Source organism: Aeromonas sp. s10, assembly GCF_040907975.1.
In the GTDB taxonomy this organism is placed as follows: Bacteria; Pseudomonadota; Gammaproteobacteria; order Enterobacterales; family Aeromonadaceae; genus Aeromonas; species Aeromonas caviae.
Genome location: NZ_JBFOCV010000037.1, coordinates 18,991 through 44,922 on the forward strand (window position 1 = coordinate 18,991; position 25,932 = coordinate 44,922).

General features: G+C 59.6%; 18 protein-coding genes and 1 tRNA gene. 5 read left to right on the forward strand and 14 right to left on the reverse strand.

What is annotated here, in order from left to right:
• Positions 1-79 precede the first annotated feature (79 nt).
• The 6 genes from AB5Y59_RS12825 to AB5Y59_RS12850 all read right to left on the reverse strand — a co-directional run bounded on the left by AB5Y59_RS12825 (position 80) and on the right by AB5Y59_RS12850 (position 7,519).
• Positions 80-1,609 carry a tripartite tricarboxylate transporter permease gene (locus AB5Y59_RS12825; protein WP_045524545.1) on the reverse strand — a complete coding sequence of 510 codons (1,530 nt, stop codon included), beginning with the start codon at positions 1,607-1,609 and terminating at the stop codon, positions 80-82.
• 9 nt (positions 1,610-1,618) lie between these two features.
• On the reverse strand, positions 1,619-2,080 hold the full coding sequence (locus AB5Y59_RS12830; protein ID WP_005300329.1) for a tripartite tricarboxylate transporter TctB family protein: 462 nt from the start codon (positions 2,078-2,080) through the stop codon (positions 1,619-1,621).
• A gap of 57 nt (positions 2,081-2,137) precedes the next feature.
• The gene (locus tag AB5Y59_RS12835; protein ID WP_124244209.1) at positions 2,138-3,103 is read right to left on the reverse strand and encodes a tripartite tricarboxylate transporter substrate binding protein; all 966 of its coding nucleotides are present in this window, start codon (positions 3,101-3,103) and stop codon (positions 2,138-2,140) included.
• Between the two features lie 171 nt (positions 3,104-3,274).
• Entirely contained in the window at positions 3,275-4,762 is a 1,488-nt protein-coding gene (locus tag AB5Y59_RS12840; RefSeq protein ID WP_368212105.1) for a transporter substrate-binding domain-containing protein, read from the reverse strand.
• A 224-nt stretch (positions 4,763-4,986) separates the two neighbouring features.
• Positions 4,987-6,672, reverse strand: a complete 1,686-nt coding sequence (locus AB5Y59_RS12845; RefSeq protein WP_029314601.1) for an aspartate:alanine antiporter — start codon at positions 6,670-6,672, stop codon at positions 4,987-4,989.
• A 771-nt stretch (positions 6,673-7,443) separates the two neighbouring features.
• Positions 7,444-7,519: transfer RNA gene (locus tag AB5Y59_RS12850), tRNA-Asn, on the reverse strand.
• Between the two features lie 132 nt (positions 7,520-7,651).
• Here AB5Y59_RS12850 and uvrB point away from each other — a divergent pair.
• The 3 genes from uvrB (at position 7,652) to AB5Y59_RS12865 (ending at position 10,728) form a co-directional block, all read left to right on the forward strand.
• Entirely contained in the window at positions 7,652-9,664 is a 2,013-nt protein-coding gene (uvrB, locus tag AB5Y59_RS12855) for an excinuclease ABC subunit UvrB (RefSeq protein WP_128342388.1), read from the forward strand.
• Positions 9,661-9,918, forward strand: coding sequence for a DUF1232 domain-containing protein (locus AB5Y59_RS12860; RefSeq protein WP_010674910.1), 258 nt, complete (start codon positions 9,661-9,663; stop codon positions 9,916-9,918). Before uvrB ends, AB5Y59_RS12860 begins: the two co-directional genes overlap by 4 nt.
• 147 nt (positions 9,919-10,065) lie before the next feature.
• Entirely contained in the window at positions 10,066-10,728 is a 663-nt protein-coding gene (locus tag AB5Y59_RS12865) for a DedA family protein (protein ID WP_010674909.1), read from the forward strand.
• Between the two features lie 245 nt (positions 10,729-10,973).
• On the opposite strand, the gene dsbB is transcribed toward AB5Y59_RS12865, so the two are convergent.
• On the reverse strand, positions 10,974-11,495 hold the full coding sequence (gene dsbB / locus AB5Y59_RS12870) for a disulfide bond formation protein DsbB (RefSeq protein ID WP_010674908.1): 522 nt from the start codon (positions 11,493-11,495) through the stop codon (positions 10,974-10,976).
• Between the two features lie 86 nt (positions 11,496-11,581).
• Complete coding sequence (nhaB, locus tag AB5Y59_RS12875) at positions 11,582-13,156, reverse strand: Na(+)/H(+) antiporter NhaB (protein ID WP_045524552.1); 1,575 nt, start codon at positions 13,154-13,156, stop codon at positions 11,582-11,584.
• A 333-nt stretch (positions 13,157-13,489) separates the two neighbouring features.
• Here nhaB and fadR point away from each other — a divergent pair, with 333 nt between their 5' ends.
• Positions 13,490-14,203, forward strand: coding sequence for a fatty acid metabolism transcriptional regulator FadR (gene fadR, locus AB5Y59_RS12880; RefSeq protein ID WP_010674906.1), 714 nt, complete (start codon positions 13,490-13,492; stop codon positions 14,201-14,203).
• A 59-nt stretch (positions 14,204-14,262) separates the two neighbouring features.
• Here the strand turns inward: fadR and AB5Y59_RS12885 are convergent, their stop codons facing one another.
• The 4 genes from AB5Y59_RS12885 to AB5Y59_RS12900 form a co-directional block, all read right to left on the reverse strand.
• Complete coding sequence (locus AB5Y59_RS12885) at positions 14,263-15,783, reverse strand: SpoVR family protein (RefSeq protein ID WP_039040868.1); 1,521 nt, start codon at positions 15,781-15,783, stop codon at positions 14,263-14,265.
• A 10-nt stretch (positions 15,784-15,793) separates the two neighbouring features.
• Positions 15,794-17,065, reverse strand: coding sequence for a YeaH/YhbH family protein (locus tag AB5Y59_RS12890; protein ID WP_216944314.1), 1,272 nt, complete (start codon positions 17,063-17,065; stop codon positions 15,794-15,796).
• A 24-nt stretch (positions 17,066-17,089) separates the two neighbouring features.
• Complete coding sequence (locus AB5Y59_RS12895) at positions 17,090-19,012, reverse strand: PrkA family serine protein kinase (RefSeq protein WP_010674903.1); 1,923 nt, start codon at positions 19,010-19,012, stop codon at positions 17,090-17,092.
• A 572-nt stretch (positions 19,013-19,584) separates the two neighbouring features.
• Entirely contained in the window at positions 19,585-21,507 is a 1,923-nt protein-coding gene (locus tag AB5Y59_RS12900) for an ATP-dependent DNA helicase RecQ (protein WP_223919576.1), read from the reverse strand.
• A 332-nt stretch (positions 21,508-21,839) separates the two neighbouring features.
• On the opposite strand from AB5Y59_RS12900, the gene sstT reads away from it, so the two are divergent.
• On the forward strand, positions 21,840-23,090 hold the full coding sequence (gene sstT / locus AB5Y59_RS12905) for a serine/threonine transporter SstT (RefSeq protein WP_010674901.1): 1,251 nt from the start codon (positions 21,840-21,842) through the stop codon (positions 23,088-23,090).
• Positions 23,091-23,825: 735 nt separating this feature from the next.
• Here the strand turns inward: sstT and AB5Y59_RS12910 are convergent.
• Together AB5Y59_RS12910 and AB5Y59_RS12915 are read right to left on the reverse strand one after the other, a co-directional pair.
• On the reverse strand, positions 23,826-25,124 hold the full coding sequence (locus tag AB5Y59_RS12910) for a serine/threonine transporter (protein WP_043155190.1): 1,299 nt from the start codon (positions 25,122-25,124) through the stop codon (positions 23,826-23,828).
• A 215-nt stretch (positions 25,125-25,339) separates the two neighbouring features.
• Complete coding sequence (locus AB5Y59_RS12915; protein WP_124244220.1) at positions 25,340-25,906, reverse strand: CoA pyrophosphatase; 567 nt, start codon at positions 25,904-25,906, stop codon at positions 25,340-25,342.
• Between the last annotated feature and the right edge of the window lie 26 nt (positions 25,907-25,932).

Consider the following 25,932-nt stretch of genomic DNA (forward strand, 5'->3'; position numbering starts at 1 on the left):
TATCAGGGTTTGCTTCCCGTGGGCATCAAGGTCTCTGCGCGTTATGGTCAGGGTTCAGAGGTGGCAGAGGCTCATCGATTCAGTGGCTGGTGGCAGGCTCCCCCTTGGGGGCCCGGCGAGCCTGCCACCACTGCCAGACGGGCAGCAGCAACATGGTCAGGGTGATCACCGTGAAGGCGAGGGTGATGGGGCGCTCCCACAGGAAGCTCAGGCTGCCGTCGTTGATCACCAGGGCCCGGCGCAGGTTGTCCTCCAGCATGCCCCCCAGGATAAAGCCGAGCAGCATGGGGGCCATGGGGAAGGTGAGCAGGCGCAGGCCGATGGCGATCAGTGCAACGATGGCCATCACATGGATGTCCATGGTGTTGAAGGAGACCAGATAGACCCCGGTCAGGGAGAACAGCAGCACCATGGGGATGAGCACGGGGCGCGGCACCGCCAGTACCCGGGCCAGGTAGGGGATGAGGGGGAGGTTCAGGATCAACAGCACCACGTTGCCCAGATACATGGAGATGATCACCGACCAGAAGACGTCCGGATGCTCCATGAACAGACGCGGGCCTGGCTGGATGCCGTAGGCCACCAGGGCGCCCAGGATGAGGGCCGTGGTGCCGGAGCCCGGGATCCCCAGGGTCAGCAGGGGTACGAAGGAGCCGGTGGAGGCGGCGTTGTTGGCCGCTTCCGGGGCGGCCAGGCCGCGCAGGCTGCCCTTGCCGAACTGCTCCTGGCGCTGCTTGCCGGCGATGTTGCGCTCGGCCCCATAGGCCATGAAGGCGGCGATGGTGGCACCGGCTCCCGGCAGCACGCCGATGAGAAAGCCCAGCACCGAAGATCGGGCGATGGGAGGCGCGATCTCCCTGACCTCTTCCTTGCTGAGCTTGAGGCTGCCGAGCTGCTGCATCTGCCTGGCCTCTTCCTCGCTGTTGTCCTTGCCGGGGCGCAGCACCGCCATCAGGATCTCTGCGAGGGCAAAGGTGGCCATGGCCAGCAGCAGGAAGGAGAAGCCGTCACGCAGATCCGGCAACCCGAAGGTGAACCTGTCCACCCCGACGCTGCGGTCGATGCCGATGGTGGAGATCATGATGCCGAACAGCGCCATGATCAGCGCCTTGAGCACCTGCCCCTTGCCGGCAAAGGCCGCCACGGCGGAGAGGCCCAGCACCATGAGGGCGAAGTAGTCCGCCGACTGGAAGGAGAGGGAGACCTTGGCGAGCAGGGGCGCCGCCACCATCAGCATGATGGCGGAGAGGGTGCCGCCGGTGAAAGAGGCGTAGGCGGCGATGGCCAGCGCCTTGCCCGCCTGTCCCTTGCAAGCCAGGGGATAGCCGTCGAAGGCGGTGACCACGGTGGCGGAGCAGCCGGGGGCGTTGATCAGGATGGAGGAGGTGGAGCCCCCGAAGATGGCGCCGTAATAGACCCCCGCCATCAAGATGATGCCGGAGGCCGGATCCAGGCCATAGGTGATGGGGATCATCAAGGCGATGGCGGTGACCGGGCCAAGGCCCGGCAACATGCCGATAAAGGTGCCGATGAAGCAGCCAAGCACCACCATCATCAGGTTGACCGGCAGCAGTGCGGTGCCGAGTCCTTGCAAGATTCCGTCTAACATGGTGACTCCTTAGAAACCGAGCAGGGTGAACAGGCGACCCGGCTCCAGATAGACGTTGAGCCCCTTGGTGAGCAGGGCCCAGAAGCCGATGGAGAAGGGGACGCTGATCATCAGGCCGTAGCGCAGGCTGGGCTCACCGAGCACCCGGATGCCCACGCTCAGGAAGGCGATGGTCGAGAGCACGAAGCCAAACCAGGTGAGCCCCAGTCCGTAGATGACCATGAGCCCGAGCAGGATGAAGACCCGGCGCCAGTCCCCCTCTTCCCGGCGCAGGGGCTCGCCCCCGGGGAAGAGCACCAGCAGCAGGGAGAGCAGCGCCCCGATCCCGGCCAGGGCATAGGGCAGGGTGCTGGCGGTGAAGGGTTCGTATTCGTCGCCGGGGTAGCCCGGTATCTCGGTGGCGTAGTAGCCATAGGCGAGGGAGAGCAGCAGAAACAGCAGACCCCCCAGTCGCTCCTTGGTAATGTTCATCTTTTGACTCCAACATGAGCGGCGGGCCTGCGCCCGCCTGCGATGGGACAGCGAGGGTTATTTGATGAAGCCGAGTTCGCGCATCAGGCCGCCGATCTGCTGCTCCTGGCCGTCGAGGAAGGCGGTGAACTCGGGACCCGACTTGTAGAGGTTGGTCCAGCTGTTGCGGGTGCGGACCACTTCCCACTCCGGCTTGTCGTACATCTGCTTGAGCAGGGCGGCAAACTCGGCGGATTTCTCCGGGCTGATGGTGGGGGAGGCGAAGTAACCGCGCCAGTTGGCGAAGACGGTGGGGTTGTTCTGCTCGCTGAAGGTGGGGATCTGCTCCGCCCCCGGCAGGCGTTTGTCGGAAGTGACCCCGAGGATCCGCATCTGGCCCGACTTGACCGCTTCCATCGCCTCGCCAAAGCCGGTGGAGATGGCCTGGGTCTCTCCGGCCAGCACGGCGGCCATGGCGCTGCCACCGGCATCGTAGGCGACGTAGCGCAGCTTGCTGGCGTCGGCCCCGGCGTTCTTGAAGGTCAGGGCGGCGACCAGGTGATCCAGGCTGCCACGGGCGGAACCCCCGGCGATCTTCACCTTGGCCGGGTTCTCCTCGTAGGCTGCCAGCAGCTGGGCCCAGTTCTGATAGGGGGAGTCCGCTTTCACCGCCAGTGCCTGGTAGTCGGCGATGATGGCGGCCACTGGCGTCAGGTCACGGAAGGACTGGGGCAGCTCCTTGGAGAGGGATTTGACGATGATGGGGGTGGAGTTGACCATCAGGGTCTTGTCGGACTGGGCCGAGGTCTCGATGAGGTGGGCGATGGCCTTGGCGCCGCCACCGGCGGACATGTTCTGGTAGGAGACGGTCTTGACCAGACCGGACTTGGCCAGCACTTCACCGGTGCCGCGGGCCGTGGTATCCCAGCCGCCGCCAGCGCCGCCCGGGATCAGGAAGTGGACTTCGTTGATCTGGGCGTGGGCGCCGACGCTCAGTGCGAGCAGGCTACCGATCAGGGTGCGTTTGAGGGTTCCTTGCAACATGGTGCTCTCCTTGTGATTGTTGCAAGAAGGTTAATTAATCATGTCTGATTGGAAAACAATCTGACCGTAATGGCTATTAAGGCTGTTGTGCCCATTGTGTTCATTCTGGTCACGGGCCACAGAAGGATGTGCACAGAGACGAGGCGCCATGGGCGCCTCGTCCGGCAAGGATCACTGGGTCGGTTTCGCCGCCGATGTGCTGACGTCCTCCTTCGCCTCCTGTTTCAGGGCATCGCTCGCCTGCTGGCGCAGGGCCACCTGCTCCATCACCAGCTTGTAGGCGATGTAGTACTTGTAGATGTTGCCCACATAGGTGACCGTCTCGGGGCCGATTTTCTCTGCCGCCACGTACTCGACATTGTGGAACCAGACGTTGGGATCCAGCCCCCGTTTTCTGGCCTCGGTGCGGAGCCGCGCCACCCGGGCGGGGCCGGCATTGTAGGAGGCGAACGAGAAGAGGGCCTTGTCGAGGGCGGTCATGGGCTCGTCCGCATAGTAGTGATCGATCATCCAGCGCATGTATTTGACGCCGCCGTGAATATTGGGCTCGAGCTTGCGGATGTCGCCGACCTTCAGCCCCTTGCCGGTGGCGGGCATGATCTGCATGATGCCGATGGCGCCCACATGGCTGCGGGCCTGGTGGTTGAGGGCTGACTCCTGGTAGCCCTGGGCCGCCATCAGCAGCCAGTCCATGTCATAGCGTTCGCCATATTCACGGAACAGCTCGACCACCTGCAGGAATTTCTTGCGCTCCGCCTCGGCGGCGGCGCTTTTGACGAACTTGTTCTGCTTGAGATAACGGGCCAGGATCTCGTCCCCCGTCGCCTTGCCGCGCAGCGCCTTTATCTGCTCGTTGAGCATGGCGAGCAACTGGGGGCTCTCCTTGCGCACCGCCCAGGCGATGACGCCCCCCTCCCGGAACACGGGGGTATCGTGAATGGTGATCCTGGGGAAAATCTTTTTCCAGAAGCGGGCCTTGTGCTCGTCCATGACGATGAAGGGGAGCAGGCCTGCGTTCACCATCTCCACCAGATCTTCATCTTCGAGCACCTCCGAGGCGGGCTGGAGGTCGATGAGGGGCTCTCCCGCCGACTTGCGGGCCTGGTTGTAGGCGAGCAGGCTCTCGTAGTAGCTGGAGGAGGGGCGCACGAAGACGCGCTGGCCCCCGAGATCGGTGGCGCTTTCCACCTTGGGGGAGAGGGGGCCGGAGACGAGCAGCTCCCGCACGTTTTCAAGCAGGGGATCGGTGAAGGCGATACCCTGTTGCCTGCGTTTGTCCGTGATGGTGAGGTTGGCGGCGGCGATGTCGCCTTTGCCTTCGATGAGGGAGGTCAGCAGGGCTTCCCGGGCCACGGGAATGAAGACGAAGTGCACCTTGAGGTGGCGTTTGATCGCCTTTTGCTTGCGCAACTGTTCGTTGAGGCGCTTTTCCACCTGCATGAAGGCATCGTAGGTGGCCCCCCGTTGCACGCCCTTGGTGATGAAAAATCCTGTCTTGTTGTAGGTGGTGAGCACCCTGATGGTGCGCTGCTCCAGCATGACGTCGAGATCTCCCAGCCTGGGTTTGGCAAACTCGTCGTTTTCAAAGCTCAGGGCGCTTTTCTCCGTCCCTGCTTCGGGGGCCACCTGCTTGCCGGATTCGGCCCCCCAGGTTGGCATCAGGGAGCAGAACCACCAGATCACAATCATCCATGCGCGTTTCATCACTTACACCTCGCTCGTTTTATTGAGTGTAAGTGGCGCCTTGTAGAGGATTTAGCTTATTGGGTTTGATAGACCCGTCCCCATAGCACGATTTCCACTATTCCATCCAGGAGTGCCCGCCCATGAAAAAAAGGAGCCTCGAGGCTCCCTTTTTTCATGGGCGGGCAGGTACTCGGCGGCTAGAACCAGAAGCCGATGATGAAGGAGCCCGCCAGGGTCAGCATGACGTTGGCCACCGCATAGGTGCCGGCGTAGCCGAGCGCCGGGATGGAGCTGTTGGCCGCTTCGTTCACCACGTCCATGGCCGGGGCGCAGGTACGTGCGCCCGTGATGGCGCCGAGCAGCAGGGCCGGGTTCATTTTCAGCACCCAGACACCGAACAGGTAGCCTACCAGCACCGGCAAGGTGGTCACCAGCATGCCGGAGAAGAGCACCACCATCCCCACTTCGCTCAGGTGATCGAGGATGCCGCCCCCCGCCTTGAGGCCGGTACTCACCATGAAGACGGCGAGCCCGAGATCCTTGGCAAGGCGCAGGGCGCCTGGTGGCACATAGCCCACCGTGGGGTGGTTGGCACGCAGGTAGCCCATCAGGATCCCCGCCAGCAGCAGACCGACGGCATTGCCGAGGCCGAACTCTATCTGGCCGAACACCAGGGAGACGGAGCCGATGAGCAGGCCCAGCACGAAGAAGGTGGCGAAGGCCACCAGATCCGTGGTCTGGCTGTGGATGCTGATGAAGCCTATCTTGTTGGCCAGCAGCTTGACCCGCTGCTTCTCGCCGCTGATCTGCAGCACGTCGCCCTTTTGCAGCATGATGTTGCGATCGAACGGCATCTCTATCTGAGAGCGGACCACCCGGTTGAGGAAGCATCCCTTCTCGGTGAGGTTGAGCTCCACCAGATGGCGACCCACCACGGCATCATTCTTCACCACGATCTCTTCGGTGACGATCTGCAGGTCAAGGAGGTTGCGATCGAACACCTCCTTGCCGTTGCGGTAGTTGACGTCGAGCTTCTCGTGGCTCTCGGGGTAGCCCACCAGGGCGATCTCGTCCCCTTCCTGAATGACGGCGTCACCATCGGGGCTGGCCAGAATGCCGTTGCGGCGAATGCGCTCCACATAGCAGCCTGTGTGGGGATAGATGCCGGTTTCGCGCAGGGTACGACCGCCGATCCAGGCGGCGAGCTCCGGGCCGACCCGATAGGCGCGGATGATGGGCAGATAGGTCTTGCGGCTCTCGCTGTCGGAGAGCCCCCGCTCGCGGGCGATCTTCTGGGCCTCGGTGTTGAGATCCAGCCTGGCCAGGGAAGGAAGGTAGCGCACCACCAGCATCAGGCCCACCAGGCCCACCAGGTAGGTCAGGGCGTAGCCTATCCCCATGTTGTCGAGCACCGACTGCATGTCTGTCTGGTGGGGCAGGTTGAGCAATCCGCTTCGCAGGGCGTCCTGGGCCCCCACCAGGGCCGGCGTGGAGGTGAGGGAACCTGCCAGAATGCCGGCGGCCATGCCGGGCCCCAGATTGAAGAACTTGGCGAGCCCCACGGTCAGCAGCAGGGCCGACAGCAGGATCACCAGGGTCAGGGTGATGTAGTGGATGCCGTCGCGAAGGAAGACGCTGAAAAAGTGCGGCCCCGCTTCAATCCCCACGCAGAAGATGAACAGCATGAAGCCGACGTTTTCAGTGGAGGTGGAAAACTGGAATCCCATCTGGCCAAACAGCAGGGCGGTGAAGAGCACGCCTATGGTGTTGCCTATCTGGAAGTTGCCGATGCGTACCTTGCCCAGCAGCAGCCCGAAGGCCAGTACCACGAACAGCAGCAGGGAGTCGCTTTGATGTAGCAGTGTCACGAAATCTATGGTCATGCCCGGAAAAACCGAGGAAAAAAGTGGGGCCGATATTGTGCCGGATCCTGTATCAAGAAAGAAGCGCCAAAGCGGATTAACAGCCAGTTAAGTGCTGGTCTCTTCGGTGAAGATAGGGATGCGAGGGGGGGCTGGGGAAAACACCTCTATTTTACGCTGCAAGGCCCGCTGTCAATGAGTGAAATATGCTGTCGAGCCGGGAGGGGATGACGCTCCTGTGGACAATTTATTACCTGCTGCATGGGGAGCAAACGGGCACGTTTTTCAGCATTTTCCACTGAGGAAATTGAAGGGTTACAAAAGAGACTCATGACTCATCCGGCGAGGGCTGACCCGCAGGATGCGGCATAGCGAAAAAAAATCACCCACAGGCAGCACCGCGAGTCGATTCATCCCATTTAGGGGGGAAGGGAAAAACAGCAGAAAATGGGGAAGAGCGGGGGCAGCCATCGCAAACCGGGGACAATGGCTGCCAGCCCAGATGAACCGTGGCTTTGGTCAAGTTACCCACAGAAACTGTGGATAACCCTGTTCATGAAACTTGGCGATCAGGCTGAAAGCCGCGCCAATACTGGGCTGCAAGGACTGTTCAAAAAATACCTGCAATAAATTGTTTCTATAAAAATCAAATAGTTATGCGCAGCAGAACAAAACGCTGCTGGTCAGTATCGGGAGATCAAAAGGGAGTCAGGCCGCAGAGGAGGGCTTGTGCATTAAAATTGGAAGAGGAAAGCACTAAAGTGGATAACTTGCACCGAGATGGTGAGGAATTGGCTCCCCCGACTGGACTTGAACCAGTGACATACGGATTAACAGTCCGCCGTTCTACCGACTGAACTACGGGGGAACATCAGGCAAGGAGGTGCATCATACAGAGGTCGTATTTCGGGGTCAATAGCCATCAGGGAGGGTGAGCGGATACCCAGCTCCTTCAACTCGGGGTACACTGCACCCTTGCCGTTTTTTGCCGGGAGTCGTCATGAGCAAGTTATTCCAGTTGGCCAGCCAGTTTCAACCCGCCGGGGATCAGCCGAGGGCCATCGCCCAGCTGCTCGATGGCATCGAGTCGGGACTGGCCCACCAGACCCTGCTCGGGGTGACCGGTTCGGGCAAGACCTTTACCATGGCCAACGTCATCGCGACTCTTAATCGTCCCACCATGATCCTGGCGCCCAACAAGACCCTGGCGGCCCAGCTCTATGGGGAGATGAAGGAGTTCTTCCCCGACAACGCGGTGGAGTATTTCGTCTCTTATTACGATTACTACCAGCCCGAAGCCTATGTGCCGACCACGGACACCTTCATCGAGAAGGATGCCTCCATCAACGATCACATTGAGCAGATGCGGCTGTCAGCCACCAAGGCGCTGCTGGAGCGGCGCGACGTGGTGATCGTCGCCTCGGTGTCGGCCATCTATGGTCTGGGGGATCCCCAGGCCTACCTCAGCATGATGCTGCACCTCAAAGTGGGGGACGTGATCAATCAGCGGGATATCCTGCGCCGCCTCGCCGAACTGCAGTACACCCGCAACGACATGGCCTTCCAGCGCGGCACCTTCCGGGTGCGGGGGGAGGTGATCGACATCTACCCCGCCGAATCGGACAAGCTGGCCCTGCGGGTGGAGCTGTTTGATGAAGAGGTAGAACGCCTCTCTCTGTTCGATCCCCTGACCGGCGCCATCGAGCAGACGGTGGTGCGCTACACCATCTACCCCAAGACCCACTACGCCACCCCGCGGGAGACCATCCTGGGTGCCATCGAGCACATCAAGGAGGAGCTCAAGGGGCGGCGTGAGCAGTTGATGAGCCTCAACAAGCTGGTGGAGGAGCAGCGCATCAGCCAGCGCACCCAGTTCGACATGGAGATGATGCAGGAGCTGGGTTACTGCTCCGGTATCGAGAACTACAGCCGCTACCTCTCCGGTCGCGCGCCGGGTGAGCCGCCGCCCACCCTGTTTGACTACCTGCCGGGGGACGGCCTGCTCATCATCGACGAATCCCACGTCACGGTGCCGCAGATCGGCGCCATGTTCAAAGGGGACAGATCCCGCAAGGAGACCCTGGTGGAGTACGGCTTCCGGCTTCCCTCGGCGCTGGACAACCGGCCCCTCAAGTTCGACGAGTTCGAGGCGCTGATGCCCCAGACGGTGTTCGTCTCGGCGACCCCGGGCCCCTACGAGCTGGAGAAGTCCGGCGGTGACGTGGTGCAGCAGGTGGTGCGTCCCACCGGCCTGCTCGATCCCGAGGTGGAAGTGCGACCGGTCACCACCCAGGTGGACGATCTGCTCTCCGAGATCCGCAAGCGGGTCGCCGTGGAGGAGCGGGTGCTGGTCACGACACTGACCAAGCGGATGGCGGAGGACTTGACCGAATACCTGGCGGATCACGAGGTACGGGTGCGCTATCTGCACTCGGACATTGATACCGTGGAGCGGGTGGAGATCATCCGCGACCTGCGCCTTGGCAAGTTCGATGTGCTGGTGGGCATCAACCTGCTGCGCGAAGGCCTCGACATGCCGGAAGTCTCCCTGGTGGCCATTCTGGATGCGGATAAAGAGGGCTTCCTGCGATCCACCCGCTCCCTCATTCAGACCATCGGCCGGGCGGCACGCAACCTCAACGGCAAGGTGATCCTCTACGGCGATACCATCACCAACTCCATGAAGGTCGCGATTGAAGAGACCGAGCGGCGCCGCGCCCTGCAACACGCCCACAACCTGGAACACGGCATCGTGCCGAAGGGGCTCAACAAGGCCATCGGCGATGTGATGGACATGGGGGGCAGCCGCACGGCGGGCAAGGCCGGCAAGGGGAGTCGCAAGGCTGCCGAACCGCAAGGGGAGTACCATGCCCGCTCTGCCAGCGAGATCAGCAAGGAGATCAAGCGGATGGAAGAGCAGATGTTCCAGCATGCGCGGGATCTGGAGTTCGAACAGGCGGCGGCGCTGCGGGATCAGATCCAGCGGCTGCGCGGCGAGCTGATCGAGTCATGAGCGCCAGACGCTGGCTCATCTGGCGGCGTTTGCGCCGCCTCTATCAGGGCTTTCGCCACCCAGGCACACCCTGGTGGGCGAAGGGGCTGGTGATCCTTATCCTGCTCTATGGCATCAGCCCGGTGGACGTTGTCCCCGATGTGGTGCCTCTCCTTGGCTGGCTCGACGACGCGACCCTGTTGCTGCTCCTCTTGTGGGGCTGGGAGAAATGCCTGCCCGGCGAGGTGCTGGCCGCTCTGGACAAGGCCGAGTGAGCCGAAGCCTACGTTCAGGGAAAGGGGAAAAGAAGGGGGGATTGAATGACTCCCTTCATGGGGTTCGAAAAAGGGGACCATGGGGAGATTGTGAGCCAGGTCTCATTGGCGTAGACTCCACGCCGTTCACTTCATGGGTACCAAAAAATGGATCTGATCCTCTTTGCCATCGACTTTATTCTGCACGTTGACGTGCATCTGAAAGAGCTGTTCGAGAATTATGGCGTCTGGGTATACGCCATCCTGTTTCTCATCATCTTCTGTGAAACCGGGCTGGTGGTGACTCCCTTCCTGCCGGGGGACTCCCTGCTTTTTGCTGCAGGTGCCCTCACAGTGGGCAGCGTGCTGGACGTGCACACCCTGGCCGCCGTGCTGATCATCGCCGCGGTGCTCGGCAACGTGGTGAACTACACCATAGGCCACTTCTTCGGTGAGCAGCTGTTTCGCAACCCCGATTCCAAAATCTTTCGTCGGGACTATCTGGTCAAGACCCATGCTTTTTATGCCAAGCATGGCGGCAAGACCATCATCATCACCCGTTTCCTGCCCATAGTGCGGACCTTCGCCCCCTTCGTGGCGGGCATGGGGGCTATGACCTATCCCCGCTTCCTGGCGTTCAACCTGGTGGGGGGGCTCTTGTGGGTGCTCTCCTTCGTCTATGCCGGCCACTTCTTTGGCAATCTGCCGGTAGTGCGCCACAACTTTACCCTGCTCATCTTCGGCATCATCGCGGTCTCCTTGTTGCCCATGGTGATCGGCATGGTGAAGGCCAGGAGAAGTGCCAGCAAGGCTACCTCCGAAGGCGCGTGACATCGCCGTGCACGACATGAAAGAAGGGAGCCTATGGCTCCCTTCTTGTTGGTTGGCTGAGTGGCAGGTCGCCGCTGCGCCCTTTGACCCGCTTGTGGCCTGTTACGATGATGCACACCTGCAGGCAGCCACTTCATTGGCAGAACAGGGAGAAGGGGAGCCGGCCCCCTGGGCATGGGGCCGTGAGGCGATAAGAGGAGATAAAAAGGGAGCCACGGGCTCCCTTCTTAGGGTCGAGTGAACGACTAGTTGCAGCAGCGCCCTTTTATCAGGTTGCCAGCAGCCACGATGACGAACACCAGCAGGTAGGCGGCAAAGATGACCACGAGCCACTGCGGCATGGAGAAACCGAGGAACTGCCAGCTGATCTCGCTGCAGTCGCCGTCCGGGTAGAACATCCAGGGAACCCATTTATCCAGTGGTGCCCAGGCAGGGAAGTCAACAAACCCTTCGCATACGTTGAAGGGGGAGGGGTTCATCTGGTAATCCACGTGCTTGAGCGCCAGTTTCAGGCCCCAGAAGGCGCTGTAACCCCACAGGAGCATGGCACTCCAGCGCAGGTACCAGCGCTCTGGCGCGACCATGCCGAGGAGCCCGGCGGTGAGCACGCCGAGGAGGGCGATACGTTCATAGATGCACATCACGCAAGGGTGCAAACCCAGCACGTGCTGGAAGAAGAGGGCGCAGAGTTCCAGCGCGAAAGCGGAGGCTGCCAGCAATCCCCAGGCCAGGCGATGACTGGCAATGCGGCGAAGATACTCGATCATCTGATTGATCTCTCAGAGAAAAATAGTGGCTGAATTAGAGCAGAGCCCCATCTGAAAAGAAAGGGGCCGAACAGCCCCTTTCATGATCAGTGTGTGGACGGGGTGGGCAGTGGCAGTGCCCCATGATCCAGCAACCACCCTGCCTGATAGAACCATTCGGTTACAGGACCGAGGAGCAGTTCCACGGAGAAAAATCCGACAAGCCCCAGCACCAGGGTATAGGGCAGCGCCATCCAGACCATGCGGCCATAAGAGAGGCGCAGCAGGGGAGCGAGGGCTGAGGTGAGCATGAACAGGAATGCGGCCTGGCCATTGGGGGTGGCGACCGATGGCAGGTTGGTGCCGGTATTGATGGCCACGGCCAGCAGATCAAAATGCTCCCGGCTGATGGCGCCGTTGATCAGGGCGGTCTTCACCTCGTTGATGTAGACGGTGCCGACGAAGACGTTGTCACTGACCATGGAGAGCAGACCGTTTGCCAGGTAGAAGAGGGCAAGCTGATCCTCCGGCTTGGCCGCCAGTACCCACTGGATCACCGGCTTGAACAGCTGTTGATCGATGATGACCGCCACCACGCTGAAAAAGACGGTGAGCAGGGCGGTGAATGGCAAAGCCTCCTGGAATGCCTTGCCAAGCGCGTGTTCTTCAGTCACGCCGGTGAACGCCGTCGCGAGCACGATGACCGTCAGGCCGATCAGCCCAACAGCAGCCAGATGGAGGGCAAGACCCGTGATAAGCCAGGTGGCAATCAGCGCCTGGACGATCAGCTTGGCCTTGTCCTGCGGGGTACGTTGTGCGTCTTCGTCGCGCTCGTAGGATTCCATGATGTGACGCACGGGCTCGGGCAAGCGGGCGCCATAACCGAACCAGCGGAATTTTTCGACCAGGATGCAGGTCAGCAGGCCGCAAATGAAGACCGGAATGGTGACTGGCGCCATGCGAATGGCAAATTCACCGAAGTGCCACCCCGCCTGTTCACCGATGATGAGGTTCTGGGGTTCGCCGACCAGGGTGCAGACGCCCCCCAGGGCGGTACCGATGGCGGCGTGCATCATCAGGCTGCGCAGGAAGGCACGAAATTCGTTCAGATGCTGGCGGGAGAGCTCGTCAATCTCTTCGTCATCATGATGCAGATTGCCGGACTCATCCCGGGAGGCCACCTTGTGGTAGATGGCGTAGAAGCCGGTTGCGACGCTGATGACCACGGCGATCACGGTCAGGGCATCAAGGAACGCGGAGAGGAATGCAGACACCAGGCAGAAGGCGAGAGAAAGCAACGTTTTGGAGTGGATGCGCACCAGCATCTTGGTAAAGACGTAGAGCAGCAACTGCTTCATGAAGTAGATGCCGGCCACCATGAAGACCAGCAGCAGAAGCACTTCGATATTGGCCACCAGCTCATGTTTTATCTGGTTGGCGGAGGTCATGCCGATGAGCACGGCTTCGATGGCCAGGAGTCCGCCCGGTTGCAGCGGATAGCACTTGAGGGCCATGGCCAGGGTGAAAATAAACTCGACAACCAGCAGCCAGCCGGCCAAGAAGGGATCAACGTAGAAAATGATCGGGTTGATCAGCAGGAATAGAACGATGGCAATTTTGTACCATCGCGGAGCATTGCCCAAAAAGTTCTTTGTAAACGCGCGCCCTAGGCTGATTGGCATAATGATGGTTCTCTGTTCTGTTGTTGATATCTGCGTCTATGCAGTCGAGCCCGACCCGAGCCGAACATCCGGATATTCACCTGTATCAGATTGATTGCACATGATTTTAATCAAGGGAGCGATAACTATAAATAAGGTCGCTGAACTTGCCCAGCGAGCAAACGCTTATATTCCCATCATTTGGTGTTGGTTGACTCCTCACTTGTCGTCGCATACATATTTTTAACAAAAAGATCGGGGTAATGTGAGCAGAGGACCGACCTTCTGCTTGCCAGCATGACCGGCTTTGCTATTATTCGGGGGCCTTTTTACGCACTACAACAGAGTCATTACATGGTCATTAAAGCGCAAAGCCCTGCCGGGTTTGCCGAGGAATACATCATCGAGTCCATCTGGAACAATCGCTTTCCTCCTGGATCCATTCTGCCGGCGGAGCGCGAGCTGTCCGAATTGATCGGCGTGACTCGCACTACCTTGCGTGAAGTGTTGCAGCGCCTTGCCCGTGATGGCTGGCTCACCATCCAGCATGGCAAACCGACCAAGGTCAACAATTTCTGGGAAACCTCCGGTCTCAACATCCTGGAGACCCTGGCGCGTCTCGATCAGGACAAGGTGCCTGATCTGGTGGCACAACTGCTCTCCGCCCGGACCAACATCTGCACCATCTTCATCCGTGGCGCCATTCGCAACAACCCGGAACAGGCCGCCGAGATCTTGCGTGGTGCCGATGATGTGGAGAACACGGCCGAGGCCTATGCGGACTTCGACTACCGTTTGCATCACCAGCTTTCGTTTGCCTCTGGCAACCCCATCTATGCCTTGATCCTCAACGGTTTCAAGGGCTTGTACAGCCGGGTTGGCCGCTACTACTTCTCGGACAAGCAGGCGCGGGAAACCGCAGATGCCTACTACAAGACGCTGCGCAAGCTGGCCGAAACCAAGGATCACGAAGCCGTGTTCATGACGGTACGCCAGTACGGTATCGAGTCTGGCAAGCTTTGGACCCGTCTGCGTCAGGACATGCCAAGCAACCTGTGTGACAATTGATTGCCCTGATCCAAGAAAAACGCGCCTGATGGCGCGTTTTTTTATGCCCGGCACTGACGTCAGGTCATGCTCTTGCGGTCCGGACAACGGCCGATGATATCTGCGGATAGCTCGCCATTGTCCTGCTCCAGCACCACATCGAAGCCCCACAGCTGATGAAGATGCTTTAGCACCTCGTGGCGTGACTCGCCAAGGGGGATGCGGTTGTGGGGAACATAGCGCAGGGTCAGGGAGCGATCGCCTTTCACTGCCACGTTGTAGACCTGAATGTTGGGCTCCAGGTTGCTCAGGTTGTATTGAGCGGACAGGGTGCTACGCACCAGCCGGTAGCCCTCTTCATTGTGAATGGCGGACACCTTGAGGTAGTTCTTCAGATCGTCGTCATCGATGGCAAAGAGCTTCATGTCTCGCATCACCTTGGGACTGAGGAACTGGCTGATGAAGCTTTCGTCCTTGAAGTTCTGCATGGCGAAATGCAATGTCTCGACCCAGTTGGTGCCAGCGTAATCGGGGAACCAGTATCTGTCCTCCTCGGTCGGGTGTTCGCAGATGCGACGCAGGTCCGTGAACATGGCAAAGCCAAGGGCGTAGGGGTTGATCCCCGAGTAATACCGGCTGTTGTAGGGGGGCTGATAGACCACGTTGGTGTGGCTGTGCAGCACCTCCAGCATGAAGCGATCGCTGATTTTTCCCTCGTCATAGAGGTGGTTGAGAATGGTGTAGTGCCAGAAGGTGGCCCAGCCCTCGTTCATCACCTGCGTCTGCTTCTGCGGGTAGAAGTACTGACTGATCTTGCGCACGATACGTACCACCTCGCGCTGCCAGGGCTCGAGCAGGGGGGCATTCTTTTCGATGAAATAGAGGATGTTCTCCTGAGGCTCGGCAGGATAGCGCCTGTCTTCCACCCCGGCAATCTTGTGCTGCTTGGGCAGGGTACGCCACAGCTCATTGACCTGGGTTTGCAGATAATCTTCCCGCGCCTTCTGGCGTCGCTTCTCCTCGGCCAGAGAAATCTTCTGGGGCCGCTTGTAACGATCCACCCCGAAGTTCATCAGGGCATGGCAGGAGTCGAGCAGTTTCTCCACCGCATCGATGCCGTGTTTTTCCTCGCACTCGGTGATGTAGTTCTTGGCAAACAACAGGTAGTCGATGATGGAGGAGGCATCGGTCCAGGCCTTGAACAGATAGTTGTTCTTGAAGAAGGAGTTGTGACCATAGCAGGCGTGGGCCATGACCAGCGCCTGCATCGGCATGGTGTTCTCTTCCATCAGATAGGCGATGCAGGGGTCCGAGTTGATGACGATCTCGTAGGCCAGTCCCATCTGGCCGCGCTTGTAGTTGCGTTCGGTGTGGATAAAGCGCTTGCCGAATGACCAGTGTTGATAACCGATGGGCATGCCCACGCTGGAGTAGGCATCCATCATCTGCTCTGCAGTGATCACCTCGATCTGGTTGGGATAGGTGTCGAGCCGATAGAATTTGGCGACCCGGGCTATCTCCTGGTGATAAAGCTCCAGCAGATCGAAGTTCCAGTCAGGACCATCGTCCAGTGGCGCTATCTTTCTTGCGGTTTCTACCATATGTGATCCCTCAAGCCGCTTGCTTCTTGAACAATTCCCGGAACACCGGATAAATGTCCTCGACCTTGCGAATGTGCTCCATGGCGAAGTGGGCGTATTGCTCTGCCACCGCCTCATATTCGTGCCACAGGGTCTGGTGGGCGCGGGTAGTGATCTCGATGTAGGAGTAGTAACGCACCCGCGGCATGATGTCGCGCATCAGGATCTCCCTGCACTGGGGTGAGTCATCGGCCCAGTTGTCACCATCAGAGGCCTGCGCCGCATAGATGTTCCACTGGTTGGCGGGATAACGTTCGTTGATGATGTCGTTCATCATCTTGAGCGCACTGGAGACGATGGTGCCGCCGGTCTCCTGGGAGTAGAAGAACTCGTGCTCGTCCACCTCTTTGGCCTGGGTGTGGTGGCGAATGTAGACCACCTCGACATTCTTGTAAGTCCGGCTCAGGAATAGATAAAGCAGGATATAGAAACGCTTGGCCATCTCTTTGGTGGCCTGATCCATGGAGCCGGAAACGTCCATCAGGCAGAACATGACCGCCTGGCTCGAGGGGACGGGCCGTTTGACAAAGTTGTTGAATTTGAGGTCGAAGGTGTCGATAAAGGGGACTGCATCGATCCTCCGCTTCAGCTCCCTGATCTCTTTTTCAAGTTGCGCCATTTCGGCGAAATGGTCGTTGGGCTCGCAGGCCAGCCGAGCCAGGCGCTCCTCCAGTTCACGCAACTGACGCTTCTTGCCTGCCTGCAGCGCTATGCGCCGCGCCAGCGAATTTTGCAGGGAGCGCACCACGTTGATGTTGGCAGGCACCCCGTTGGAGGTGTAGCCGGCCCGGTAGGTCTTCATCTCCATCAGCTGGTTGAGCTGGGTCTTTTGCAGCCGCGGCAGCTCCAGATCCTCGAACAGCAAGTCCAGGTACTCGTCCTTGGAGATCTGGAAGACGAAATCATCGACGCCCTCTCCTTGATCCGAGGCCTGGCCCTCGCCACTCCCCTGGCCGCCGCCACCCCCTTTGGGCCGGTCAATCTTGTCACCAGATACGAACTGGTCGTTGCCCGGATGCACCATCTCCCGTTTGCCGCCATGACCCTGATGAAAATGGGGTTCCCCGATGTCCTTGGTCGGGATGCTGATGCTCTCACCCTTGTCCACGTCCTGAATGCTGCGCTTGGAGACAGCATCCGAGACCGCTTGTTTTATCTGCTTCTTGTAGCGGCGGATGAAGCGCTGCCGATTGACAGCGCTTTTGTTTTTGCCGTTGAGCCTGCGGTCGATAAAATGCGCCATAACTCCCCCTTGAACACGGCAGGGTCAGGATGACTTGCGTACCCTGAGATACCATTCGGAGAGCAGTCGCACCTGTTTGCGGGTGTAGCCTTTCTCCATCATCCGTTCGACAAAGTTATCGTGCTTCTTCTGCTCCTCGGCCGAGGTTTTGCTGTTGAAGGAGATAACCGGCAGCAGCTCTTCCGTGTTGGAGAACATCTTCTTCTCGATCACGGTGCGCAGCTTCTCGTAACTGGTCCAGTTGGGGTTACGGCCTGCATTGTTGGCCCGGGCCCGCAGCACGAAGTTGACGATTTCGTTGCGGAAATCTTTCGGGTTGCTGATCCCGGCAGGTTTTTCAATTTTCTCCAGCTCGCTGTTGAGAGACGCTCTGTCAAACAGCTGGCCGGTTTCGGGGTCACGATACTCCTGATCCTGGATCCAGAAGTCGGCGTAGGTGACGTAGCGATCGAAGATGTTCTGACCGTACTCTGAATACGACTCGAGGTAGGCGGTCTGGATCTCCTTGCCGATGAACTCGACGTAGCGCGGAGTCAGGTAACCCTTGATGAACTCCAGATAGCGATCGTGCAGCTCTTGCGGGAACTGCTCGCGCTCTATCTGTTGCTCCAGCACATAGAAGAGGTGCACCGGGTTGGCTGCCACTTCCGCGTGGTCGAAGTTGAAGACGCGGGAGAGGATCTTGAACGCGAAGCGGGTGGAGAGGCCGTTCATGCCCTCGTCGACACCGGCATAGTCGCGATACTCCTGGTAGCTCTTCGCCTTGGGATCCGTGTCCTTGAGGCTCTCGCCGTCATAGACTCGCATCTTGGAGTAGAGGCTGGAGTTTTCCGGCTCTTTGAGTCGCGACAGCACCGAGAACTGACCCAGCAGCTCCAGAGTACCCGGTGCGCATTTGGCCTCGGTCAGCTCGCTGTTGAACAGCAGTTTTTCATAGATCTTCACCTCTTCCGAGACGCGCAGGCAGTAGGGCACCTTGACGATGTAAACCCGGTCTAGGAAGGCTTCGTTGTTCTTGTTGTTGCGGAACTGCTGCCACTCGGATTCGTTGGAGTGGGCCAGCAGGATGCCGTCGAAGGGGAGAGCGGAGAGCCCCTCGGTACCGTTGTAGTTCCCCTCTTGCGTCGCCGTCAGCAGCGGGTGCAGCACCTTGATGGGGGCCTTGAACATCTCGACGAACTCCATCATCCCCTGGTTTGCCTTGCATAGCGCACCGGAGTAGGAGTAAGCATCGGCATCATCCTGGGCGAAGTGTTCCAGCATGCGGATATCGACCTTGCCGACCAGGGAGGAGATGTCCTGGTTGTTGTCGTCCCCCGGTTCGGTCTTGGCGATGGCGATCTGATCGAGGATGGAGGGGTTCACCTTCTCCACCTTGAACTTGGTGATGTCGCCACCAAACTCGTGAAGGCGCTTGGCGACCCAGGGAGACATGATGGGGCGCAGATAACGGCGAGGGATGCCGTACTCCTTCTCGAGGATTTCGCCATCTTCGTCGATGTCAAACAGGCAGAAGGGGTGATCGTTCACCGGTGAGCCCTTGATGCGATAGATGGGCACTTTTTGCATCAGGGATTTGAGTTTCTCTGCCAGCGAGGATTTACCGCCGCCAACCGGTCCGAGCAGATAGAGGATCTGTTTCTTCTCTTCCAGGCCCTGAGCGGAATGTTTGAGGTAGGAGACAATCTGTTCGATGGCTTCTTCCATGCCATAGAAGTCTTTGAAAGCGGGATAACGCGCGACGACGCGGTTGGAAAAGAGACGGCTGAGACGTGGATTGGTCGAGGTGTCGATCATTTCCGGCTCGCCGATGGCGGTCAGCAGACGTTCGGCGGCAGAGGCGTAGCAGGATTTGTCCTGTTTGCACATATCCAGAAACTCCTGGATGCTGTACTCCTCCTCTCTGGCCTTCTCATACCGCTGTTGATAGTGCTCGAAGATGCCCATAACTTAGCCCTCGTTATAGTCGCTTGCCCTGAAAAAGAGTGGATCACTACTTTTGTTCTGTTTACCTCTTAAGCCTAGTCAACAGCCCCCAGTAATCCATCGCCATCATTGGTTTAAGTTTGTGCGGGAGCTTCCCGATCCTCATGCGGGAAGAAGCAGTAAGTGACATACCTATGTTACTGACTGTTAAATTATTTTTGCCACGACAGTGATGCAAATGTCAAAGACATAAAAAATAAATCTTTGTGTGCCAGAGGGAGAAAATGGTGACGCTCTGTTTTGTCAGGGGGCGGTGCCAGCAAGGGCAAGGGCGGCAGGGAATAGAGGGTGAAAAGGCATGTCGCTTACGTCAACGTAATGCTATTTGTTTGGTGTTTTTGCTCTAATTTTTACATTGACGCTACATTCTAGCTGCTCTAGATTGGCCCTGTGTCGAGCAGTCATCGCTTTAGCAAGAGAGTGGGTGATTGTGCAGATACTAAGCTCTGTTTAAGCACGTTTCCGTTGGCTTGACCCTCGCATCCGCGAGGGTCTTATTTTTTCAGCGCCTGAACGGCGCCAAATCTGCAAGCTCAGGATTCGGCGGGATAGAGGGCTGACACCGCCGCCAGCACCTCGGCGAAGGGATGGTTCGCCAACTGGCCAAAACCGGCCAGATCCCTGGCCTTGAGACGGGTGGTCAGCGGGGTGGCGATGCCACACAGGAAACGGGTCAGGATCCTGGGATGGCGCTGATGGCAGAGGGCGATCAGCGGGTCGCACCAGGCGCGCAAACCGTGCTCGTTGGGCAAGCCCGGTGATGGCAACGGCGGCAACACGGCGATCTCTCCCCGGCAGACGGAACAGTGCCCGCACCGCTCGGGGGCCGCGTCGTCGGCAAAATAGCGGGCAAGCTCATGGCTGAGGCAGGTGGTCGAGGTGAAAAAGGCCAGCAGCGCCTGAAGGCGGGCCAGCTCGCTCTGCTCTTTCTTTTCAAACAATCCATGCAGCTCTTCGGCCAGGGTCGCGGTATCGATTTGCTGGCTCAGCACCCGATAGACCTCGGTCATCTGCTTGCTTTCAAGCTCGATCCAACCCTGCTGCTGCAGGTAGTCCAGCGCCGTCGCGGCGCGCTGGCGTTCCCCCTGGTATCCCTGCCACAGCGCTTCGAAGTCCATGGTGCACCAGGTACGCGCCTGGGGTGCGCAGGCAAAGACCTGCTCCAGGAACAGGCGGCGTTCGGAATTGAAACGAGCGAGGATCGCCTGTTTTTCCAGTACGAACCTGAAACGGTACTCGGCAAAGTAGCTGTAGGCCGGTGCAATGACCCCTGCCATCTCCAGATAGACCAGCAGGGTCTTGAGGGGCAGTTGGCGAATGTTGGTCTCGTTGGAGAGGCGCAGCAGGCTGAATTCCCACTCGGCGCCGCTCTGGCGCACGATATCGAGCAAGTACGCGATGGCGTCCCTGTCCGGCGTATCCCCATAGACGAAGTTTTCCAGTACCGGCAACTGGGCGCGGCTCGCCAGCACGGTGCAGCGGGAGGGAAGCCCGTCACGTCCGGCGCGGCCTATCTCCTGGCTGTAGTTCTCGATGGACTTGGGGAGGTCGTAGTGAATGACCCGGCGAATGTCGGCCTTGTCGATGCCCATGCCAAAGGCGATGGTGGCCACGATGCAGTCGAGTCTGCCAGCCATGAAGTCGCGCTGGATCTGGCTGCGCAGGGCGGGATCGAGCCCCGCATGGTAGGCGCATGCCCGGATGCCGCTGGCCTGTAACTGCGCGGCGCACTGCTCTGCGCTGTGTTGCAGAGTCACGTAGACGATGGTGGGGGCGGCCGGATCCCGGTGCAGCTCCTCGCGCAGCCAGGTATCGCGGGCAGTGCCTGCCAGCGGGAGGACGGCCAGATCCAGATTGGGTCTGTAGAAACCGGTGACTACCAGATCGTCCCGGTCGATGGCAAATTTTGCCTGCATGTCCGCCATGACGGCCGGGGTGGCGGTGGCGGTCAGCAACAGCACCTGGGGAATGGCCAGTTCACGGCGATGATCCGGCAGCTTGAGGTAGTCGGGGCGAAAGTTGTGGCCCCACTCCGAGATGCAGTGGGCCTCGTCCACCACCAGCAGTGACAGGGGGATGTGGGCGATGAAGCGGCGAAAGCGCTCATTTTTGAGGCGCTCCACCGAAATCATCAGGATCTTGAGCTGGCCATCGCTGGCCTGCTGCATCACGCGCCGGCTTTCCTCCGCTGTCTGGCTGGAGTCCAGAGTGGCGGCGGCGATCCCCTTGCTGCGCAAAAAGGCGAGCTGATCGTGCATCAGGGCCAGCAGGGGAGAGATGACCAGGGTCAGGTGGGGCAGTGCGAGGGCGGGCAATTGATAACAGAGGGATTTCCCCGCGCCAGTCGGGAAGATGGCTGCGGCGCTCTTGCCGGCCAGCAGACGACTGATCACCGCTTCCTGCCCGGGCCGCAAGCGATCAAAGCCGAAGTGTCGGGTCAATAAAGAGGTGATCATGGCAAGGCTCCCTGAAAAAGGGCGTCATCATATCACTTCTGGCCCAGTGGTGGCCGATGATCGGACTGGTTTGATGACATTTTGACCGCGGTTGATATTGTGTTATCACATTGTTGTAGATTTTTTGTGAGGTAACCCTGATATTTTTCAGTGATTATGTGGAAAAAAACCATGGCAGATGGGATATTCCTGTCCGCAACCCCACGCGAACGGGACAGATCCACCAGAAGAGCTGCCCACGGCGTCACCGTCAACGGACCGGTGCCAATGCGCGGGGCTGGTTGCCAACAGGACTAATGATTCACGCACCATGAGTGCACAGGGACTACTTGATGACACAACAACACCCCCTCATTCGACTGGTCAACAGCACCAGTCTGGTTAGCCAGATCCTGGTCGGTCTGGTATTCGGTATCCTTCTTGCGATGTTCATGCCCGAGTGGGCCAAGGCGGCGGGTCTGCTCGGCAGCCTGTTCGTCGGCGCCCTGAAGGCCGTGGCGCCGCTGCTGGTCTTCGTGCTGGTGATGTCGGCGATCATCGGCCACAAGCAGGGCCAGAAGACCAACATGAAACCGATCCTGCTGCTCTATGTGCTGGGTACCTTCCTGGCGGCTGCCGTGGCAGTGGTGGCGAGCTTCCTCTTCCCCTCCAACCTGCATCTGGTGGCAGGCGCTACCGAGATCACGCCGCCGGGGGGCATCACGGAAGTGCTGCAGACCCTGCTGTTCAACGTGGTGACCAACCCGGTGAAAGCACTGCTGGAAGCCAACTATATCGGCATCCTGGCCTGGGCCATCGGCCTTGGTATCGCCATGCGTCACGCCAATGAGAGCACCAAATCACTGATTTCCGATGTGTCTCACGGAGTTTCCGCCATCGTCAAGGCCGTGATCCGTTGCGCTCCGCTCGGCATCCTGGGTCTGGTTGCCTCCACCCTGGCTGAAACCGGCTTCGATGCGCTGTTTGGCTATGCCCAGCTGCTGGTGGTACTGATCGGCTGCATGCTGTTCATCGCCTTCGTGGTCAATCCGCTCATCGTCTTCTGGAAGATCAAGCGCAACCCCTATCCCCTGGTGCTGACCTGCCTGAAAGAGAGCGGTGTGACCGCCTTCTTCACCCGCAGCTCCGCCGCCAACATTCCGGTCAACATGGCCCTGGCCGAGAGGCTGCGCCTGCCGGAAGACACCTATGCGGTCTCCATCCCGCTGGGGGCCACCATCAACATGGCCGGCGCCGCCATCACCATTACCGTGCTCTCCATGGCGGCGGTGCATACCCTGGGGATGGAAGTGGACATGGCGACCGCCATTCTGCTCTCCGTCGTCGCCACCATCAGTGCCTGTGGCGCTTCCGGTGTGGCGGGCGGCTCCCTGCTGCTGATCCCGCTGGCGTGCAGCCTGTTCGGTATCAGCAACGACATCGCCATGCAGGTGGTGGCCGTTGGCTTCATCATCGGGGTGTTGCAGGATTCCGCCGAAACGGCCCTCAACAGCTCCACCGACGTGCTGTTCACTGCGGCGGCCTGCATGGCCGAGGATGAGAGCCTGCTGGATGCCGCCCCGGTCCCCAGCCGCGAAGCCTGATCCCCTCAGACGTTCCGCTCTGCACAGGCGCCCTCTTCGGAGGGCGCTTTTTATTTGCGCGCGCGTCAGGCGCCCTGCACCTTCTCGCCGTGTCATGGCATTGACAGTGCTCGGATCCCCCTGTGTGATTTCCCGGGAGGGGCCCGTTGGCCGCCTTCGTGTTCTCGCCACCGCCAACACGCCATTCCCTGTACCAACGTGCCCGGCGCTGCATTCGGCCGGGCATATCGGGCTGTTTGTGCTGTCAGCATGGCGGCTTGTGGCATCCCCTCTGGTGATCGAAGGGGTCATCTGTTCTTCGGTCGCTCTGCACGAGAAGCCCGGTCAAGGCCCTCTCGGCGGTTTGCCTGCGCCCTGTGGCCGGTACTTTCCCTGAGTGCCTCGAAGAAAGGCTCCATTGGGTGGGGGTGTCGGCTCTCTGGGCTAAACCCCGAAGAGCGGGCGTCCCTGGCAAGGACAAGGGCTCTGGTGTTCTGCCTGGCAAGGCCGATGGCGTGCGGCAGATGACGGGATAACGCAGCACGCCTTGGTCGTGTGTCATGGGCGAAGGAATATGAGCGGCAAGCTGTCACCAAGGGGAAAGAGAGTGGGTGAAAGGGCTGTCTCTGATCTGAGGACTCTGATCATCTGAGCTCAGTGCCTGATGATCATAACGAACACAGCCCGGCAGAGAAGATCTGCCGGGCTGTGGGAGGCGCCGGGCCAGATGCTGGCCCGACGGTATCGCAGGAAGGCTTAACCGACCAGTTGATAGAGGATGGCGGAGATGGCGATGAGGCCCATGGTCGCCACGAAGACGTTGCTGATCTGGCCCTGGTATTTCGCCATGGCCGGAACGCGCTTGATGGCGTACATGGGCATGAGGAACAGGATGGTGGCGATGATGGGGCCACCCAGGGATTCGATCATCCCGAGGATGGAGGGGTTGATCACGGCCACGCCCCACAGGGTCAGGATGAAGAAGGCGATGATGAACAGCTCCACCTTCTTGTGGTTCGGTGCCTTGCCGGAGTTGCGCATGTTCTGGACGATCATCCCTTTCAGACCTTCACGGGCACCCAGATAGTGGCCGAAGAAGGAGGAGACGATGGCCACGAAGGCAACCAGCGGACCGAAGTAGGAGATGATGGGGCTCGCATGCTGGTTGGCCAGGTAGGAGAGCACGGCGATGTTCTGGGACTTGGCTTCTGCCAGCTGGGCCGGCGTCAGGCTCATCACGCAGGAGAAGACGAAGAACATCACGAAGCCCAGCAGGATGATGGCGGTGCGCTTGAGGATGGCGTCGGACTTGGCGACGGCATGCTCACCGTGATCACGGCGCTGGGCCAGGGCGAAGCTGGAGATGGCCGGGCTGTGGTTGAAGGAGAAGACTAGCACCGGGATGGTCAGCCACAGGGTGGTGGCGAAGTCCTTGGTGCTCGGCATTTGATTCAGGGCCGCACCGGTCCAGTCCGGGATCAGGTACAGGGAGATGCCCGCCAGAATGGCGATGAGCGGATAGACCAGGAACTCGGTCACTTTCAGCATCAGCTTCTCGCCAGCCAGCATCACGGACATCATGGCCATGATGAGCACGATGGAGAGGATCCAGCGCGGGGGCGGCGTCATCTGCAACTGGTTGACCAGGAAGCTTTCCACCGTGTTGGTGATGCCCACGCCGTAGATCAGCACGATGGGGTAGATGGCAAAGAAGTAGAGCAGGGTGATCAATTTACCGGCACCCACGCCGAAGTGCTCTTCCACCACCTGGGTGATGTCGGCATTGGGCTGCTTGGAGGAGAGCACGAAGCGCGCCAGACCACGGTGGGCCAGGTAGGTCATGGGGCCGACCAGCAGCGCCATCACCACCAGCGGCCAGAAGCCACCCATGCCGGCGTTGATGGGCAGGAACAGGATGCCTGCACCAACGGCGGTACCGAACAGGCTGATCACCCAGGTGGTGTCTTGTTTATTCCAACCGCGAGATTGGACCGAGCTGATTCCTTGCTCCTGTGCGGCTGCAACATCCTGTGCGCCAGTGACAGTATTGGACATGTGTCTCACCCCGAATGTGTGGTTTTAATTAGTCGGCGCAAGAATACTTTCTTTTTAATCAAAAATGTTGATCAAATTCACCTTTGTGCGGCTGAAACCCGTACTTTCTTGTAGAAATGTGATCAAAAGAATAAAAAATCAAAATTTATTTATCAAATGCAGTGTTATTTGAATGTTAACTGGATAATTTCCCACCTCATCATGTTATCGAAATGTTATGTCGAGATGTGCTGGGCAAGCTGGCGGATCATGCTGGCAGTGGCTCCCCAGATGAAAGATTGCTCCCAAGGGATCCAATAGATGGTGTGACGACCGTCCGCCCTTGGCAGGCTCAGGGCTATGTGCTGCCCCGGATCCAGCACGTGGGCGAGAGGGACTTCGAAGGCCTGGGCCACCTCGTCCTGGCTCAGGGTCAGCCCGTAGCCTGGGTCGAGCATGGCGAGGACCGGCAGCACATCGTAGCGCGAGACGGTATTGAGAGGGGTGAGGCTGCCGATGATCCGGATCTGGGAGGGGGGAATGCCAAGCTCCTCCTCGGTTTCCCTGAGCGCGGTGTGAATGAGGTCCCGGTCTTCCGGGTCCTGGCGCCCGCCGGGAAAGCTGATCTGTCCCGGGTGGTGGCGCAGGGCGGTGCTGCGGCGCGTCAGCAGCAGATACAGGCCCTCGGGGCGCTCCACAAGGGGGATCAACACGGCGGCAGGTTTGAGCCCGGCCAGTGCCAGGCGATGGGCGGGGGCGGGGCGCTGCAGCAAAAAGCGGGTCAGCAGCTCGGCACTCGTCATCTCCATGGGTCTCCTTGTGTCGGCCC